General features: G+C 62.0%; 12 protein-coding genes. 9 read left to right on the forward strand and 3 right to left on the reverse strand.

Going from position 1 to position 17,518, the window contains the following annotated elements:
* Positions 1–151 precede the first annotated feature (151 nt).
* The 3 genes from ACGLHS_RS19035 to ACGLHS_RS19045 form a co-directional block, all read right to left on the reverse strand.
* Positions 152–1,507, reverse strand: a complete 1,356-nt coding sequence (locus ACGLHS_RS19035) for a glycosyltransferase family 2 protein (protein WP_394482190.1) — start codon at positions 1,505–1,507, stop codon at positions 152–154.
* A gap of 173 nt (positions 1,508–1,680) precedes the next feature.
* A complete protein-coding gene (locus ACGLHS_RS19040) occupies positions 1,681–2,850 on the reverse strand; it encodes a glycosyltransferase family 4 protein (RefSeq protein WP_394482192.1) in 1,170 nt (389 codons plus the stop codon).
* Positions 2,847–5,486: a glycoside hydrolase family 99-like domain-containing protein gene (locus ACGLHS_RS19045; RefSeq protein WP_394482194.1), complete on the reverse strand. Its 2,640-nt coding sequence runs from the start codon at positions 5,484–5,486 to the stop codon at positions 2,847–2,849. Before ACGLHS_RS19045 ends, ACGLHS_RS19040 begins: the two co-directional genes overlap by 4 nt.
* A 711-nt stretch (positions 5,487–6,197) precedes the next feature.
* On the opposite strand from ACGLHS_RS19045, the gene ACGLHS_RS19050 reads away from it, so the two are divergent.
* The 9 genes from ACGLHS_RS19050 to ACGLHS_RS19090 all read left to right on the forward strand — a co-directional run bounded on the left by ACGLHS_RS19050 (position 6,198) and on the right by ACGLHS_RS19090 (position 17,514).
* Positions 6,198–7,550 carry a hypothetical protein gene (locus ACGLHS_RS19050; RefSeq protein ID WP_394482196.1) on the forward strand — a complete coding sequence of 451 codons (1,353 nt, stop codon included), beginning with the start codon at positions 6,198–6,200 and terminating at the stop codon, positions 7,548–7,550.
* Between the two features lie 23 nt (positions 7,551–7,573).
* Positions 7,574–8,923, forward strand: coding sequence for an FkbM family methyltransferase (locus ACGLHS_RS19055; protein ID WP_394482198.1), 1,350 nt, complete (start codon positions 7,574–7,576; stop codon positions 8,921–8,923).
* Between the two features lie 258 nt (positions 8,924–9,181).
* Positions 9,182–10,612 (forward strand): UbiA family prenyltransferase, encoded by a 1,431-nt coding sequence (locus tag ACGLHS_RS19060; protein ID WP_394482500.1) that lies wholly within the window; start codon positions 9,182–9,184, stop codon positions 10,610–10,612.
* Positions 10,609–11,949 carry an FAD-binding protein gene (locus ACGLHS_RS19065; protein ID WP_394482200.1) on the forward strand — a complete coding sequence of 447 codons (1,341 nt, stop codon included), beginning with the start codon at positions 10,609–10,611 and terminating at the stop codon, positions 11,947–11,949. The genes ACGLHS_RS19060 and ACGLHS_RS19065 overlap by 4 nt, the downstream gene beginning before the upstream one ends.
* Positions 11,946–12,692, forward strand: coding sequence for an SDR family oxidoreductase (locus ACGLHS_RS19070; protein WP_394482202.1), 747 nt, complete (start codon positions 11,946–11,948; stop codon positions 12,690–12,692). Before ACGLHS_RS19065 ends, ACGLHS_RS19070 begins: the two co-directional genes overlap by 4 nt.
* A gap of 37 nt (positions 12,693–12,729) precedes the next feature.
* Positions 12,730–13,665: an NAD-dependent epimerase/dehydratase family protein gene (locus tag ACGLHS_RS19075; RefSeq protein WP_394482204.1), complete on the forward strand. Its 936-nt coding sequence runs from the start codon at positions 12,730–12,732 to the stop codon at positions 13,663–13,665.
* Positions 13,666–15,021 (forward strand): NAD(P)/FAD-dependent oxidoreductase, encoded by a 1,356-nt coding sequence (locus tag ACGLHS_RS19080; protein WP_394482206.1) that lies wholly within the window; start codon positions 13,666–13,668, stop codon positions 15,019–15,021. It begins immediately after the preceding gene.
* Positions 15,022–15,031: 10 nt separating this feature from the next.
* A complete protein-coding gene (locus tag ACGLHS_RS19085) occupies positions 15,032–15,421 on the forward strand; it encodes a GtrA family protein (protein ID WP_394482208.1) in 390 nt (129 codons plus the stop codon).
* Complete coding sequence (locus tag ACGLHS_RS19090) at positions 15,418–17,514, forward strand: hypothetical protein (protein ID WP_394482210.1); 2,097 nt, start codon at positions 15,418–15,420, stop codon at positions 17,512–17,514. The genes ACGLHS_RS19085 and ACGLHS_RS19090 overlap by 4 nt, the downstream gene beginning before the upstream one ends.
* Positions 17,515–17,518 lie beyond the last annotated feature (4 nt).

Raw genomic sequence — 17,518 nt, forward strand, 5'->3', positions numbered from 1 at the left:
GGAGGAGCGCCTTTTGGGGATGGCCCGGCAGCCGGCGCGGACCTGCCTTACTGGCAGCGTACGCGCCGTCAATGGCTTTCGTCATGTTCACGAATTTCATAGGGCGACATTGTGCGCTGGACACGCTCTGCGGATCGCAGTTTTTCCAGCACTAGACTCGCATCAGGCGGAGCTTGCGAAGGATTCTGAAGAGCAGTTTGCCCTGGAGTGCCGACACCCTGGCATTGACGGCGTCGAACTTCGAGTGCCACTCATCGGCCTCAGCCCGAGTGACGGCGGTCTGCACCTTCTGATCAGCGAGGTCGGCTTCCAGGGCGGTGCACTTCTGTTGCAGTTGCACAGCCAGCGTCCTCTGCTCGGACAGGGCGAGCTCCTGTGTCGTGCAAGTGACCTCCAACTGCGCCGCAGTGCGCTTCGCGGAGGCGATCACCGAGCTGGCAGCCTTGAAACTCCACAGAACCGACGCGAGGAATCCCTGTGGACGGCTCGGCTTTGCGCCCTCAGCCACTACGTCTTCGGGCAGCAACAGGACCGAAGTCTCGTCGGAGCCATCCAGCCCCTGCGCACGGGGCTTCGCAGCAAGAAGGGTATCGATGAGCGAAAAAGCCAGCGGCCAATCGCCCAGCCGGAACCCGGCGGCGGAGGCGGACGATACCAGCTGCCGGGAATCGAGCTCTCCCTTGGCAGCGATGTTCCAGGTGCTCCGGTAACGCTGCTGCATCTTCGCGCGCAGAGGCAGATACTCCTCCACCGAAAAGAGGCCCCGGTCGAGGATCGCGCGGTCCAGCCGCTTGAACAGCGCTCCCCAAGACTTGATATGCGACAGGTCGTACCCCATGCTCGCCTGGTTCTCGTGCTGCGTGTAGACAGCGCCGAGCCGGTTGACGATGTAGACCGGATACGTGCAGAAGATCTGGGCCTGGAAGTCGACGTCGCTGGGCAATCCGACGTGCAGGTAGGGCGCCCCCGCTTCGGCGAGCACCCTCGAGCGCCAGAGGACCGAGCTCCAGCTGTAGTGCCCATGGTTGAGCCAGTCGCGCATGTGGTCATGCGGGTTCACCAGCCCGAGCCGTATCTTGTCGGGATGCTCCGGGTATGTCATCCCGATGGCGCCGTCGTCAGTGCGTGTTTCCGTCACGAAGACGGCCGCCCCCACGCTCTCATGCGCCTCAAGGATTCGATAAGAATCGTGCAGGAAATTGGGCAACAGGTAGTCGTCGTCGGCCAGCGGGACGAAGTAAGCAGCCTTGACGCTGTCGAGCGCCTTCACGTAGTTCGCGTGACCACCGATATTCGATGCATTGCGCGTATAGACCACCCGCGCATCGCGCACCGAAAGCTCGCGCGCGTAGAGCTCGGTTTCGTCCGACGAGGCGTTGTCGAAAATATGCAGGACGATCGGGATCCGCGTCTCCTCCAGCACACTTTCCACCGCACGCTGAAGGCGTTCGCGGCGATTGAATGTGGGGATGACAACGGCGATCGCATTCTGAGCGCCATGAAACATCTAGTTAACAGTTGTTTTTTGTTACGCACAGTTTATCCGCGAACCTTAGTTTTCAGTAATTCATCACAAATAGGCTTAAATTAAAAGCGATCACGCGCTTGCAATTTGCATATACGTGATATGCGCGACTCCTTCCAGGGCCGCCGGTCCGAGGACCGGGGCACCGGACGCGCTCAGCGCTCCCGTGGAGGGAGCGTCAATGCGATTCGCTGCAACTGCTCCCGATAACGCAGACCTTGCCTGCGGTACGAGAAATGCGTGCGCATGTGGATGCCAGCGCGCTTACCCACTTGCCGGCCGAACTCGGGGTTCTCGAAAAGGGACAGCACCTTCTGAGCCGCGTCATCGATATCGGCATCAGCCCACACTTGGTCTTGCCAGTACGGGTAGTCGCCCTCAACCAGCGGGACAAGGTTGTAGCGAACGCCGAACGAGTTGTCCGCCGTCATGTAGTCCATGTTGCCTGACCAAGCCGTTGCGACGACTGGCTTGTCGAAGAACATGGCCTCGGCCGGCCCGAGTCCGAAGCCTTCGGCGCGATGCAGCGAGAGGAAGCAATCGCAGACCCTGACGAGACTCTTCACCTCTTCTTCGGACACCGTCTTGTCGATCAGCGTGACCCGGTCGTGTATAGGCTCGATCGCCGCTTTCAGACGCTCCAGCGCTTTCGCATCGCGCGCCGAGTTGTTGACCTTCAGCACCAGCTGGAGCTTGGCGAGCGGCCGCTGCACAAGCACGCGCTTGAAGACATCGATCGCGGCCCACGGATTCTTGCGACTCGCAAAGGACAACGCGTCGAAGAAAAACAGCATGGCATAACGCGACTCCGGAATGCCGAAGTACTTGCGGTCGAACAACTCATGGACCCGTGGCTCGACGGCGATAGGCAGATGGACGATGGGCTTTTTCACCGTTGCACGCAAGGCCGCATCCACGTGAAGCGAGGGCGACCACACCTCGTCGAATTTCTCGAGCTGACGCGCCCACTCCTGCGGATATCTGGGTAGCTCCCACATTGGATAGATGATGTTGTAGCCCTTCGCGAATGCGCCTGGCTGCTTCTGCTCGATGGTGCGAATCACGGGTTCGACCTCGTCCCCATTGATGCAGAAGACTCGCACCGGCGCAGTGAACTGCTCGGTCAGCAGCGGCCCGAATTCACGCGCCTCTCTCGGCATGGGTTGCGTGTACTTATAGACATCGTGCACCGCGAGGCTGCCGTACGCAGCGGCCAGCGAACGCACCACGCCCCTGCAGTGAGCGCCCATTCCGATTGCCGTATACGGGTGGCCGACAATCAGGCAGTCCGGATTCCTGGGGTGGTCAGTGGCGGCCATGCTCATCCGTTTCTCTTCTGGTATTTGTGTGATTCGAGCGCATCCCGCAACGCGGTCAGGTAGGCGTGGCCATAGCGCTGGTCAGGTTCGAGGTAGGCCCCCTCCCCCCATTCGTTCCAGGCGTTGATGAAGACCATTCGGCGCTCTGGCGCATTGAAGTCTCGCGAAAACTCCAGCGCATGCTCCAGCCAGGCACGGAACGCGCCGGGACTGGGGTTGTCCAGAATGAAAGGCGCGTCCTGGCGGCGCGGCGTGTTGTCCCACCCCGGCAGCACGCCCGGAAAATGAGTGTGTGGTCGCAGGGGCAGTTCGGTTGCATAGCGCGTGCCCACAGTCTCGTAGTCGTCAATAGTCCCGGTGAAACTCGGACTGACTGCTGACGGCTTCTTGGGGACGGGCGAGCCCATGTTGTGAGGCGGAAAACCGATACTGGCATCGAGCCCGAAATCCGCCGCATCCTTGAGCTTCCAGGCCAAATCGAACGAGTCCACACTCGCAACGAAGATCTCGCCAATGCCAGCTTGCCTGCACTCCTCGCGCCAGACTTTCACCGTGTCCGCAATGGAGGGCAGCAGGTCCCATCGATAGATGATCACCAGCGGCTTACCTTCGACCCGTATATAGCGCGTGTCGCGCATGAATCGCATGAGATCCTGAATGATCGCCTTGTCGTCCTCGGTCGAGTATTCCTGCTTGAGCAGCAGGTCTTGGTCACGACCGTCCCAGCGCCGACTCCAATTCTCGTTGGCCCAGCACAGGCAGAACGGAAAATCGAGCGATTTGTCCTCTAGGTACAACTCCAGCGGCGCCTCCAGGATGCGGCGACCGTTGAACCAGTAGTAATAGAAGCAGAAGCCGTGCAACCCGTACTGCATCGCAAGCTCGATCTGCTTGCGGATGCTCTTGGGGCTCGTGAGGTCGTAGTGCCCCAAGTCCGCCGGCAGACGCGGCTGGTCGTGCCCCGGGTAGTTGGGCTTGGCCTTGGACACGTTGGTCCACTCGGTAAAGCCCGGTGCCCACCACAGGTCGTTCTCCGGAACCATGTGGTACTGCGGCAGATAGAAGGCGATGGCCTTGACCGCGTTGTTGGCCTCCAACTGGGCCTGCCAGCGTTCCGCGAAGTTCTGCGCGCTGCGCGCCGATTGCCCGTGCTTGTAGGCCGGTGCCAGCGATGACATCGTCTCACTCATCAAGTGGACAATGCGAGCGGTCGGCTCATACACCACGCGAAGGCCGCGCGCACGCACGCGGAAGCACAGGTCCACGTCTTCGTAGTAGGCCGGGTGAAATATCGGATCGAAGCCGCCCAGCTCATCAAACAGCGCCCGCTCGATCAGGAGGCAAGCGCCAGAGATGTACTCCACGTCGCGCCGATAGTTGAACCGCGGGTCCTCCGGACTCGCGCCATGCCCGACAAGTGCCGCGGAGCAATCCACGCGAATCCGGCCACCAGCCTCCTGCAGCCGGCCCGACGGGTAAAGCACTTGCGGGCCCACGATGCCGACGCCTGCCTCATGCGCAGCCACCATGGCATCCAGGAAGCCCGCCTGCACCAGCGTATCGTTGTTCAGAAACAGCACGAACTTGCCACGCGCAGCGGCGGCCGCCCGGTTGCAATTGCCGCCGAATCCCAGGTTTTCTTCCGAGCGCAAGAATCTGAGGCCGGAAACGCTGGCGAGTTCGAGGCAATCCGGGTCCACCGATGCGTCATCGGCGACGATCACCTCGTAGGGGGTCTGGCAGCCACTTTCGACGATGGTCCTCAGGCAGGTCCGCGTCAACGCCACCTTGTTGTAGACGGGAATCACGATCGAAACAAGCGGCTGCTCGAACGTCGGGATTACGAGGGCCCTGGTGGGCTCGCTCGCCGAGTCCTTGCAAACATCGAGCACCAGCGTCTGTGCACGAGGGTATTGCTCCGTGCGCCGCTGCTCGGCCTGCGCGAGCCGCGCTCTCATCGCGCCGTAACGAGACCACTCCCACTTTCCATTCGCGACGCGCGCCAGGCCCTCGTGCATCCGTGCGCGCGGAATACCGTCCTTGGCGAAGGCCTCGGCAAAGTCATCATCGACGACATAGGAGCTTTCCATCACTCGGAAATGAACGAGTTCATGCACCCTGTCAGTCCCGGCAGCCGGAAACTTGCGCGCATGCTCGACCAGGTCGGTCGACGAAGACGGATTCCTCAAGGTATCGTGCCGATGCGAGAGGAAATGCGCCAAAGGATCGACGCCATCATCGACGTCGCCATAAGTTGCACAGTACCACTCTGCATCGAAGCTCGGATGCGGCATCCTGTGCTCGGACGCACCGAACAACACATAGTGCAGTAGCGGATTGAGGCCTGCCGCCTTCACGTCCAGGTATTGATCCAGATACCACGTCGTGCTGAACAAAGGATGCGGATCGCGCCCCTCCTTCCAGCCGAAATCCAGGTAGTGCAACAAGGGGTTCCATCCAACCTTCGCGACATCCGGGTTTTGCGCCAGGTACCACGCCACGTCAAACAGCGGGTGGGGATTGCGCCCCTCCTTCCAACCGAAGCGCATGAAATGACGCATCGGATTTGAGCCGGCCTTCACGATATCTGGATTGCGCTTGGCGTACCAATCCGCGTCGAACAGCGGATGTGGTTCCGCCAAAGTCTTCTCTCCAAATGAAATGCGCCCCCTGGTCGCTCGACTTATTGCCCGGCCCGAAATTGACTTCAATCGACGATACCAATTAGTTGGATTTTTTTTCATATTTCTTCAGCCCGCACGCCATCCGCAAGGGTTGGCATTTTTGTGCGATGAGATTTGAATTAGTGATTGTATTTTTCAAAATCACTCTTCAGGTACGGTACAGATTTTTGGTCAAGCACAAATTCCAATTTTATTAAAATCAACCAATTGAAGCAAATGCAAGGTTGGAATTTTGAAATCTGAAATTTACCGAACTGATGGCACATGCAGACTCATTGAGTCGAATCGAAATTGAATTCAGCAAATCAACTCACCTCGGCCAAAACACCCACTCATTCAAAAAATCTCGTTGAAACACATCACACGGGACTCCTCTTCATGCGACAGCATTGAAGGCGCCGGCTCAAGGTTGCAACAAGGTCAAGGTTACGGTCGTTGACGATCATAGCAGCCAGACTTTGACCAGTTGAATCATCGTTGGAGCTTGACTGCGGGCAAACGAGCGATCTGCGGCAATATTTCGGCAACAATGCTCGCAGTCAGCGGAGGCTTTCGCCATGCACCTCCAACGCTGCGCCTCGATCTCCAGTCCAAGATTGGACTTCAGGTATAACACCAGACTACTCAACACCCTCCCGCAGGAATCGCATCAACGCAGCGAACTATTTGATGAATCTCAGGTTTACGCCACAAATTGTAAAAATAGCCACCATTGGCATATTCATTGTTTTCGCGCTTTGCATATATCCCGTTTCTCGCGCACACCCGTGGTCAGACGATTGGATTTACCCGGAAATTTACGGGGCGAGTTGGAGCGATTTTTTTCACTGGGTTATTGCGCAGCATGTCGATCACCGTATTCCGATCATCAAGCTCGCTCAATACACTCTATTGAAAATTAGCAAATTCGACTTTCGAGTACTGCTTCTTTTCAACGCAGCCATGGCAACCGCGGGCGCCTTGGCACTGGCCGGAGTGGCGCGTTTGCACAGGGGTTCGGCGCACTGGGGTGATCTGGTCATTCCATTGACGATTCTTAATTTCGGATTCGGTCTTTATGCATGGGCGTTCTCAGCCCAGTTCAGCTTCTGCATTGCGCTCAGCTTCTTGTTTCTATATCTGCTCATCAAGTCGCAATCCACGAACTCGAAGCTGCAGCTCTTGGCGGCAATGGCAGCCCTGTGGGCATGCGCTCTGTGCGGCATGAATGGCGCCATCGTCGCGACCGTGATCGCGGCAGCCATCCTGGCGTTTGCACTTCGTTGCAAGGCCTGGAAGACGCAGCCCGCCATGGTCTTCGGTCCCGCGCTCGTGCTTGTAATGAACGCAACGATCTTCCTCACCTGGCAACCATCAGGAGCAACGCTCGCTACACAGGCCGATCCCGCAGCACACATGCTGTCATGGGCGCGCCATCTCGTCGAATCCAGCTTCATCGTGGATAGCTGGCTACAGGGCGCCTGGCGCCCCATCCTCTGTGCGCTACTTTTCGCTGCGGCATTGGCGCGTGCGCTGATCTATCTGGTACAGACTCTGCGTCGCGGCAATGCCGATATGGCGAGGGTCGCGATCTACGCGACCATCCTTGCGTACGCAATGCTTTTTCTCTCGATCGTTCTCGGACGCTCTCGTAGCGGCGAATGGTCGCCGGGGCTGGAGATGCACTACGGCTACCTCGTCATAGCCCTGGTCCCGCTCTCCTGGATCATCGTGACGGAATCGGGACAAAAGTCCCTGGCGCGGTGGGCACTCGCGGCGGTGCTGCTCGTGGCCTATGGGCATGCCTTCAGATGGGGGGCGCTCTATCGCTTTCATGATGTGCGCGACAACAATGTCCAATACACCAACGCCACCCTTGCCATCGGATCGGAGGAGGCACCGCAGGCACTGGCCAAGCGCAAGATCGACAGCTACTTCTTCGTCGACACACCGGACACCCAGGAGACCGTCGCGCAGGGGATCGCCAAACTGCGCCAAGTGGGCGGCCCGCTCTACAAGGCGCCAGCCGCCGCATCGAACTGACCCTCGAGACACCACTCGCCCCCATGCACAGCAACGCCCCCCATCTCGTCACCACACGCTACGGCCGGATGCATCTGCTTGGAAAGGACTCCATCGTGTCGGAGTCACTGGCACTGTATGGCGAGTGGGCCCAGCGAGAAATTGACTTTCTCGCCCGGTTCATCGCGCCGGGATCCACGGTGCTGGACATCGGCGCTTTCATCGGAACGCATACGCTCGCCTTCTCCGCGCTGGTGGGCGAGCACGGTACTGTGATTGCGTTCGAGCCGCGTGCCGAGGCCTTCGACCTGCTTTCCAGGAACGTGCAGGAAAACCAGCGCGCGAACGTCCGCCTGCGCCAGCAAGGCGTTTGCGACGCACCGGCCAGCATCGAATTGCATCGGATACCGCCCGACGCGCTGACGAACTTCGCAGGGCTCGCGCTCGACGACGACGGCGGCTCGGCATCGGGGCTTGCATACGAGGTGCCGCTGGTGACCGTCGACAGCCTGGCGCTTGCCACGGTCGGCTTGCTGAAGATCGACGTAGAGGGCATGGAAAAGCAGGTGCTCGACGGCGCACGCGAAACGATCGCATCCTTCAAGCCAGCGGTATTCGCCGAGGCCAATTCGATCAGCGCCGGACTGAAAATCCTCGACTGGTGCCAAGCCAACAGCTACGAATGCCTCGGGCACCTGACAGACGCATTCAATCCGAACAACTTCAACGGTGAGGCGCGCAGCATCTTTGAAGGCGGCAAGGAACTCAACCTGCTCCTGCTGCCAGCGGGACGGGCATTGCCCGAGGGCCTGCCGCAGGTGTTCCCGATCGACAACGCGGACGATATCGCGGCCTTGCTGCTTCACAAGCCGCAATATCCCAACGAGGTACTAAGGCTCGCGAACAGGGCCGAGGGGCCAGGTCTGTCCTATCCCTCGCCAGCCGCACAGGCTGCGGTGCAAGCTCACAGGGAACTCGAGCAAGAAATGTCGGACCTTCGGTCCGAGTTGCAGGCTACTCAGACCACGCGGCTCGCTCAGACTACCGCCTTGCAAGCCGCGGCAGAGGCGGCCTCGCAGACGTGCGAAAAGCTGCGGGACGAACTGGAGACAAGGCAGTCCGCACTGGATGCGGCGCAAGGCAAGGCGGATGCGCTGACGACGCAATTGACTCAAGCGCTCATGGCCCAGGACCGTATTGGCCTCCAGCTCGCAGACGCCACGAGCGGCCTCGTGCATGCGAAGGCGCACCTCGAAACGCTGTTGAGCCAGCACCAAGCAGCACTGGCCGAATTGGCCGCCCTTCGCAACAGCCGCTCGTGGAAATTCACCGCACCGCTGCGCTATGTTGGGCGCAGGATCCGGGTTGTACTGAACCGTTTCAGGCGTCGCTGACGCGGGATGAAAGGCCGTGCGAGCCCGCGGCCGAGAGCTTGCACAGGGGGTTTCCCCCTCGGGCAATGCCAATAGAATCCCGGTTCCTGTTTCTCTTCCCGCGAATATGCGCACCGTCGCTGAAAACCAAGTCTTGCAGCCACGGCCGATCAACCCGTCGCGACGCCCTCGAGACGCCAAGGTTGCCCCTTTGCCATGAGCGCTTTGCCACACGTGCAAGATGGCAACGGCACGCTCCCGTCCTCCACGCGCCCCCCGATCGCGGGGCAACGGATCATCGCGGTCGACCTCGATGGAACACTGATCCGCTCGGACCTGCTGGTCGAGAGCGTTTTCCTGCTGCTGCGATACCACCCCCTGCTCTTCGTGAAAGCCTTGTTTTGGGTCCTGAAGGGCAAGGCTTATTTCAAGCGAAGAATCGCCGACGCGGTCACGCCGATCATTGAGACACTGCCGTACAACCAGCCACTCATCGCATGGCTACAGGCACAGAAGAAGACCACCGGCGCCCGCCTCGTGCTGGCGACCGCATCCGAGACACGTCTTGCCAAAGACGTCGCCGCGCACCTCGGCATCTTTGATGAAGTCCTCGGGACCGAGAACCAGAATCTCGCGTCCACCAACAAGCGCAAGGCGCTGGTCGCGCGCTACGGCGAACTGGGCTTCGAGTACGTCGGCAACTCGTCGGCTGACCTGAACGTGTGGGGCTCAGCAAGCGTCGTGCATGTGGTGAACCCAGAGTTCGGCGTGCTTGGGCGCGCGCGCCAGTTGAGCCGCATGGGACAGGTGTTCGATGATCGCGTGAGCTACCTGCGTGTGCTTCGCAAAGCGCTGCGCCTGCACCAGTGGGCAAAGAACCTGCTGGTTTTCGTGCCGTTGCTGGCGATCCATCAGATCACGAACCTCGACCTGTTGCTCAACGGCGTACTCGCCTTCATCTGCTTCGGCATGTGCGCTTCGAGCGTGTACATCCTGAATGACCTGCTCGACCTGAAGGACGACCGGCAGCATCGCACCAAGCGCAACCGACCTCTCGCGGCCGGCACCTTCCCGATGGTGCACGCCATGGTCTGGATGGTGGCGCTGCTTGTGGTGGCGTTCGGCGTGGCGCTCCTGTCGTTGCCGTGGCGGTTCGCGCTCGTGCTTTGCGCCTACTATGTACTGACACTGGGCTACTCGCTCTGGCTCAAGCGGCTGGTGATGGTCGACGTGATCACGCTGGCGATGCTCTACACAGTGCGCGTAGTTGCCGGCGCAGCGGCCATCGTCGCGCCCCTGACGTTCTGGATCCTCGCGTTCTGCATGTTCATGTTCCTGAGCCTCGCGTTCGTCAAGCGCTACACGGAGCTTTACGACGCCAAGGAACAGCGCAAGGGCGACGCCGTGCCCGGTCGCGGCTACCAGCTGCAGGACTTCGAACTGCTCGCGTCCCTCGGCGGCTCCTCGGGCTACCTGTCGGTGCTGGTGCTGGCACTCTACATCAACGACACCACCGCATTGACCCTCTACGGGCACCCCAAGCTCCTGTGGATGGCCTGCCCGCTGCTCCTCTTCTGGTTGAGCCGCGTCTGGCTGATCGCGCACCGCGGCCAAATGAACGATGACCCCATCGTCTTCGCGCTGCGCGACCGTGTGAGCCAGTTGATCGGCCTTGCGTTCGCAGGCACTTTCATCCTCGCTTCGCTTTGAACCCGCGCACTCGCCTGTCCTGGGGAAGGTACCCGCAGCACCCGCAGACGGTCCATCCTGTCCAGTGGCCTTCGGAAGTCGGCGGGGCCGTTACTGCCGCGCTCGAGGCCGGCCCAGGCGGCACCCTGGCTTTCGGCATGGGCCGCAGCTACGGCGACTCGTGCATGGCCGAATCGGACCACGTGGTCGCTACGGCAGGTTTCGACCGCGTGATCTCGGCGGACTGGGACACCGGCACGATCGTGGCCCAGCCGGGCTTGACCCTCGGCGCACTGATCGACATGGCCCTGCCGCGCGGCTGGTTCCTGCCCGTCACGCCCGGCACCAAGTTCGTCACGCTCGGCGGCGCGGTCGCCAACGACGTGCACGGCAAGAACCACCATGTGACGGGCACCTTCGGCCGCCATGTCAGGCGCCTCGCGCTGCTGCGGACCGACGAGGGCATCGTCGAGTGCTCGCCCGAAGTGAACACCGACCTGTTCGAGGCGACCGTCGGCGGGCTCGGGCTCACGGGCATCGTGCTGTCGGTCGAACTTCAACTGCGCCGCGTTGCATCGGCCTACGTGGACCAATGCGCCATCAAGTTCGGCGGCCTCGACGAGTTCTTCGCACTGTCGGCCGAGCTCGATACGCGCCACGAATACGCGGTCGCCTGGGTCGACTGCCTGGCCACAGGACGGCAGGCGGGACGGGGCCACTACATCGTCGGCAACCATGCAACCGACGGCCGGCTGCAGATCGCGGCACCACGGCCCAAGAGCATGCCGGTGGACCCGCCCTTCTCGCTGGTCAACGGGCTGACGCTCAAGGCCTTCAACGCCCTCTACTACCACCGCCAGCAAACGAAGCGCGTGACGTCGGTCGCGGGCTACGACCCCTTCTTCTATCCGCTGGACGGACTGCTGCACTGGAACCGCATGTACGGACGTGGCGGTTTCCAGCAATACCAGTGCGTGATTCCCCACGCGAACGCCCGGGACGCGATCCGCGCGATGCTCTCGGAGATCGCGCGCAGCGGCAGCGGCTCCTTCCTCGCGGTGCTCAAGCGCTGCGGCGACATCCGCTCGCCGGGCCTGCTCTCGTTTCCGCTGGAAGGCGTATCGCTCGCGCTCGACTTCGCCCAGCGCGACACCGCCAACGCCGCCCTGTTCACGACGCTCGACGCATTGGTCGACGAAGCGGGCGGACGCCTCTACCCGGCCAAGGATGCGCACATGGGCGCCGCCCATTTCCAAAAGGCCTACCCCGCATGGCCCCGCGTCGAAGCGCTTCGCGACCGCCATCTGCAATCCCGCTTCTGGAAGCGGGTCACCCAACAGGTCATCAGCACCTCATGACGATAAAAAACATCCTGATCATCGGCGCGACCTCCGGCATTGCCGAAGCCGTGGCGCGTCGCTATGCCGCGTCGAACTGCAACTTCGTGCTTGTGGGCAGGGACACCGCCAAGCTCGACGTCATCGCCGGCGACCTCGCGGCGCGCGGAGCGGCAAGTGCTCACGTGCTGCCCTGGGATGCGAACGACGTGTCGCAGGCCGGCGCGACGATTGCGAGCGCATGGCAAGTCCTCGGGACGGTGGACCTCGCGCTGATCGCGCACGGCTCGCTGCCGGACCAGGCACGTGCCGAGGAAGACCTCGCCTATGCCATCGAACAGTTCCGCCTCAACGGCGAGAGCGCCGTCGTCTGCATGCTGGCGCTGGCGCAGCATTTCCGCAAGCAAGGCAACGGCACGCTGGCGGTGATCGGCTCGGTGGCCGGCGACCGGGGCCGGCCGACCAACTACGTGTATGGCGCGGCCAAAGGCGCCGTGGAAGACTGTGCATCGGGCCTCCGGGCGAACCTCTTCAAGCAGGGCGTGCACCTGCTGCTCATCAAGCCGGGCTTCGTGGCCACGCCGATGACGGCGCATCTGGAACTGCCGGGTGCGTTGACGGCCTCGGCCGACCAGGTGGCGCAGGACATCCAGCGCGCGGTGGCGCGCGGCAGCGACGTGCTCTACACGCGCTGGTTCTGGCGCTGGATCATGCTGATCATCAAGAGCATCCCCACCAGGATCTTCAAGCGCCTGAGCCTCTGACGCGCTCCGCGCCCCCAAGACAAATCACGCACAACCCATGAACAAGAAAATCGTACTGCCCGGCGGCGCCGGCCTCGTGGGCCAGAACCTGGTGGCCCGGCTGCGGGCCCGCGGCTACACGGACATCGTCGTGCTCGACAAGCACGAGCACAACCTCGCCGTCCTGCAGAAGACACAGGCTGGCATCACCGTGGAGAACGCCGACCTCGCCAAGCCGGGCACCTGGCAGCGGCACTTCGAAGGCGCGCACACCGTCGTCATGCTGCAGGCGCAGATCGGCGGCATCGACTACCAGGAGTTCGAGGACAACAACGTCTCTTCGACCGAGCTCATCCTCGAAGAGATCCGCAAGCACAAGATCCCGCAGCTGGTCCACATCAGCTCGTCGGTGGTGGAGTCGGTCGCGGACGATTTCTACACGCGCAGCAAGAAGGAGCAGGAGCGCATCGTGCTGGAGAGCGGCATCGAGTGCCCGATCCTGCGGCCGACGCTGATGTTCGGCTGGTTCGACCGTAAGCACCTGGGCTGGCTGTCGCGCTTCATGGCGCGCGTGCCGGTGTTCCCGATTCCCGGCAACGGCAAGTTCATGCGCCAGCCGCTGTACGTGGGGGACTTCTGCAACGTGATCATCAGCTGCATCGAGAACAACGTGCGCACCGGCATCTTCAACATCACGGGCCATGAGCAGGTCGACTACATCGACATCATTCGCGAGATCAAGCGCGTGACCAAGGCCAAGGCGCACATCGTGAAGATTCCCTACAGCCTGTTCTACGCGCTGCTGTGGGTGTGGTCGCTGTTCGACCGCAACCCGCCCTTCACCACGCAGCAGCTGCAGGCGCTGGTAGCGCGCGACGAATTCGAGGTCATCGACTGGCCCGGCATCTTCGGCGTGCGCAGCACCCCCTTTGCCGAGGCGGTCGAGGAAACCTTCAATCACCCGGTCTACAGCCAGGTTGCACTGGAGTTCTGAATGACAGCGTCCTCCACCTCGACCTCCACCCCCACTTCAGCCGCGCCGTCCCAGCGCATCGCGGTGCTCGGCGCCGGCCCCATGGGCCTGGCGGTGGCGTACCAACTGACGCTCGAAGGCCATCGGCCGGTGGTCTTCGAAGCCGACGACCGCGTGGGCGGCATGACGGCGGCGTTCGACTTCAGCGGATTGCAGATCGAGCGCTACTACCACTTCCACTGCATCTCCGACGCGGCCTTCCTGCAGGTGCTCGGCGAGCTGGGCCTCGCCTCGAAGATGAACTGGGTCGCCACAAAGATGGGCTACTGGTACCAGAACCGCCTGCAGGCCTGGGGCAACCCGGTCGCGTTGCTGCGCTTCAAGGGCCTGGGCCTCGTGGCCAAGTTCCGCTACGGCCTGCATGCATTTCTCTCCACCAAGCGCAACGACTGGAAGCCGCTGGACCGCCTGGACGCTACGGAATGGATCAAGCGCTGGGTCGGCGCCGAGGCCTACGAGGTGCTGTGGCGGCGTTTGTTCGACTACAAGTTCTACGACTACAGTTCGAACCTCTCGGCCGCCTGGATCTGGAGCCGCATCCGGCGCATCGGGCGCTCGCGCTACAGCCTCTTCAAGGAGAAGCTGGGCTACCTGGAGGGCGGTTCGCAGACGCTGCTCGACGCGATGAAGAAGGCCATCGAAAGCAAGGGCGGCGAGATCCGCCTGTCGTCGCCGGCCTCGAAGGTCGTGATCGAAGCGGGCGCGGTCAAGGGCGTGCAGACCGCGGCCGGCATGGAAGCCTTCGACAAGGTGATCAGCACGGTGCCGCTACCCTACGTGCCGCGCCTCATGCCGGACCTGCCGCCCGAGGTGCTGGCGTCCTTCGCGGCCCTGAAGAACATCGCGGTGGTCTGCGTGATCGCCAAGCTGCGCAAGCCGCTGACCGAGAATTTCTGGCTCAACATCAACGACCCCGAGATGGACATCCCAGGCCTCGTGGAATACAGCAACCTGCGGCCCCTGAGCCCGCACGTGCTGTACGTGCCGTTCTACATGCCAGGCGAGCACCCGAAGTTCCAGGACGCCGACGAGGTGTTCCTGGCCAAGGTGCGCGCCTACTGCATGAAGATCAACCCGAGCCTCACGGCGGACGACTTCGTCGACATGCGCGCGAGCCGCTACCGCTACGCGCAGCCGATCTGCGACCCGGGCTATCTCGACCACCTGCCGCCGGCCGCGCTGCCGGTGAAGGGTCTGTGGGTGGCCGACACCTCGTACTACTACCCTGAAGACCGCGGCATCTCGGAGAGCATCGGATTCGGCCGCCAGCTGGCGACCTCCGCGGCCCTCGCCACGCTGCAGGCCGCCAACGCATGAGGCACATGCCGTGGTGATTCCCCAGTTCCTGCGCTTCCTTGTCGCCGGTGGCATCGCGGCGGCGGCCAACTACGGATCGCGCTTCGTGTTCAGCATCTGGCTGAGCTACAGCACCGCGATCGTGCTGGCCTACCTGGTGGGCATGATCGTCGCGTTCGCACTCATGCGGCACCACGTCTTCGATGCCAAGGCCGGCGACCTGCGCACGCAGGTCGCCAAGTTTGTCGTCGTGAATGTCTTCGCGGTGCTGCAGACGCTCGCCATCAGCCTGGTGCTGGTGCACTGGGTGTTTCCCGCCTTCGGCATCCAGAACCATGCCGAGGCCATCGCGCACCTGGTGGGCGTGCTGGTCCCCGCAGTCACGAGCTACTTCGGACATCGGATGCTGACGTTCAAATGAACTTCGGCGTTACTCAAACCCAGCGTTCCTTCTGGCCGACCCTCGTCTGCATCGGGGTCATGCTCTGCGTGATCGCTGGAGTTGCCACATCCGGCATCCCCGTCGTCCAGACGCTGAAAGACGCCAAGCCCTATGTACTGTTCTCGGTGGTGCTCGGGAGTGTCGCCCTCGCAGGCGCATGGTGGCGTGTGCACCCCTCCGGGCTTCTGCTCGCACTCTTCATCATCGTGTCAGCGCAGTTCATCGAGGTGTCCGCCTTCATTGCGATGCCGGCCCTTTTGCTGGCGTGTGCCGTCGTGGGGAGAAGAGTCGCCAAGCGCTTCGGGGTGGACGACCTGCTGCTCACCACATTCATCGGCATCTTCGTTCTAACCGGTGTCATCGGCTGGACGTTGCCTTACAAGGTCCACACTCGTTTTGTCTACACGGTCTTGCTGGTCGGGCTGCTCTGGCTGGAGCGCCGTGCGGCGCGCGACGTGCTTGCAGTGACATGGCGCGGATGTGCCCAGGCCCTATCGAGCTCCAGGACTGCCGCAAGCCTGGCTCTCGTCGTAGCCATCGCATCACTGTCCACCTCATGGCTGCCGAGCATCTTCTTCGATGACCTGGCCTACCACTCGATGCTGCCGACGCAGCTGATCCACCTGGGCTTCTACCGGTTCGACGTGGCAACACAGGTCTGGGCGATCGCACCCTGGGCCTCCGACATCGTGCACGCGGTGGTGGGTGTCCTGGCCAACACGGAATCGCGTGGGGCCGTCAACATCGGATGGTTCTGGCTCGCCTGCTGTGCGCTGTGGCGCTTCAGCACCCTCATCGGACTTGGCGACAAATGGAAGTGGCTGGCCATTGCCCTTTATGCCAGCCAGCCCTACATCAGCGGCCTCTTCGGGACTGCGCAGGTCGAGAACGAGCTGGTTCCTCTTACGCTCGCGCTGGCTATCCTCAGTGTGCAAATCTGCAGAGACAAAGACCCGAACGCGATCTATCTGGTCGTGATGCTCGCGGGATTGTTCGCCGCCCTGAAGGCATCGCAGGCGTTGGTGATTGCGCCCTTCATCCTTGTCTGCGCGCCCGCACTGTTCAGGGCCAACCTGCGCAAGCTGCTGATCGCAGCGGCCATCGCCCTCGCCTTGGGCAGCTCGAGTTATGTCTATGCCTGGCTTGCCACGGGCAACCCCCTACTGCCCCTGTTCAACGCCTACTTCAAGTCACCGTTTTTCCCGGTCACGAATTTTCATGATGGACGTTGGTCGCAAGGCGTGAACTGGCGCAGCGTGTGGGACCTCACATTCGCGACCGAGAGATACCAGGAGACCAGTGCTGGCGGTGCGGGGCTTTCGGTTCTCGCGCTGAGCGTCCCGCTGCTCGCGACGCTGGCCATTGCGGCGCTGCGCCGAACGACCCTCTGGCTGCTGCTTGCGCTGGTGGGCATGTTCGCCGCGATCCAATACCTGCGCTACATCGCACCGCTCCTGATTGTTGCGATTCCGCTCGCACTGTTCGCCGTCGACAAGTATGTGGCCCCGAAGATCGCGATGAGTGCCATCGTCGCCCTGGTCGCCGCCAACCTGGTACTCATCCCGACGTCGATCTACCTGCTCAGAAACAAGCTGCTTCACACCCAGCTGAGTTCGTTGGTCAAAAAATCAAAGGGCGATGCAAACGAACAGATTCTTCGGAACTACGCCTTCGAGACCATCGCCGCCGCACATCTGCTCAAGGACCCCACTGAAGCCAAGGCCGTCTTCCTTGCTGACAAGGAGCGCCCATTCACGGCACCGTTCGCAGGCCGCGCCTTTGCTGAAAGCTGGTACGACACCTACTTTTCGACAGCCGGCGCCCAGGCGGACATTGACCTCACGGGCGAGCGCTGGAAGCAGCTTCTGTCGCTCAACGGTGTCGGCTTCGTGCTGGCGAAGAACGACCCGGCCGATCGCCCTGCCCTGCGCGCCATGCTGCAGACGGAGGCCGTGACCACACTGGTGGGCCCGACCCACACGCTCTATTGCCTGTGCAAGCCGCAGTCTGCGGCCGCCGGTGACACGCTCTACAAAACCCGAGACCTGAGCGCCCGACTCAGGCTGTTCTGAAACC

This window comes from Variovorax sp. VaC1 (genome assembly GCF_043658315.1).
Lineage (GTDB): Bacteria > Pseudomonadota > Gammaproteobacteria > Burkholderiales > Burkholderiaceae_C > Variovorax.

Excerpts from the sequence above, each read along its gene's own strand:
- ACGLHS_RS19055 (WP_394482198.1), top strand. The coding sequence starts at position 7,574 with ATGCACAGCAACGCCCCCCATCTCGTCACCACACGCTACGGCCGGATG.
- ACGLHS_RS19075 (WP_394482204.1), top strand. The coding sequence starts at position 12,730 with ATGAACAAGAAAATCGTACTGCCCGGCGGCGCCGGCCTCGTGGGCCAG.
- ACGLHS_RS19040 (WP_394482192.1), bottom strand. The coding sequence starts at position 2,850 with ATGAGCATGGCCGCCACTGACCACCCCAGGAATCCGGACTGCCTGATT.
- ACGLHS_RS19090 (WP_394482210.1), top strand. The coding sequence starts at position 15,418 with ATGAACTTCGGCGTTACTCAAACCCAGCGTTCCTTCTGGCCGACCCTC.
- ACGLHS_RS19080 (WP_394482206.1), top strand. The coding sequence starts at position 13,666 with ATGACAGCGTCCTCCACCTCGACCTCCACCCCCACTTCAGCCGCGCCG.
- ACGLHS_RS19035 (WP_394482190.1), bottom strand. The coding sequence starts at position 1,507 with ATGTTTCATGGCGCTCAGAATGCGATCGCCGTTGTCATCCCCACATTC.
- ACGLHS_RS19050 (WP_394482196.1), top strand. The coding sequence starts at position 6,198 with ATGAATCTCAGGTTTACGCCACAAATTGTAAAAATAGCCACCATTGGC.
- ACGLHS_RS19070 (WP_394482202.1), top strand. The coding sequence starts at position 11,946 with ATGACGATAAAAAACATCCTGATCATCGGCGCGACCTCCGGCATTGCC.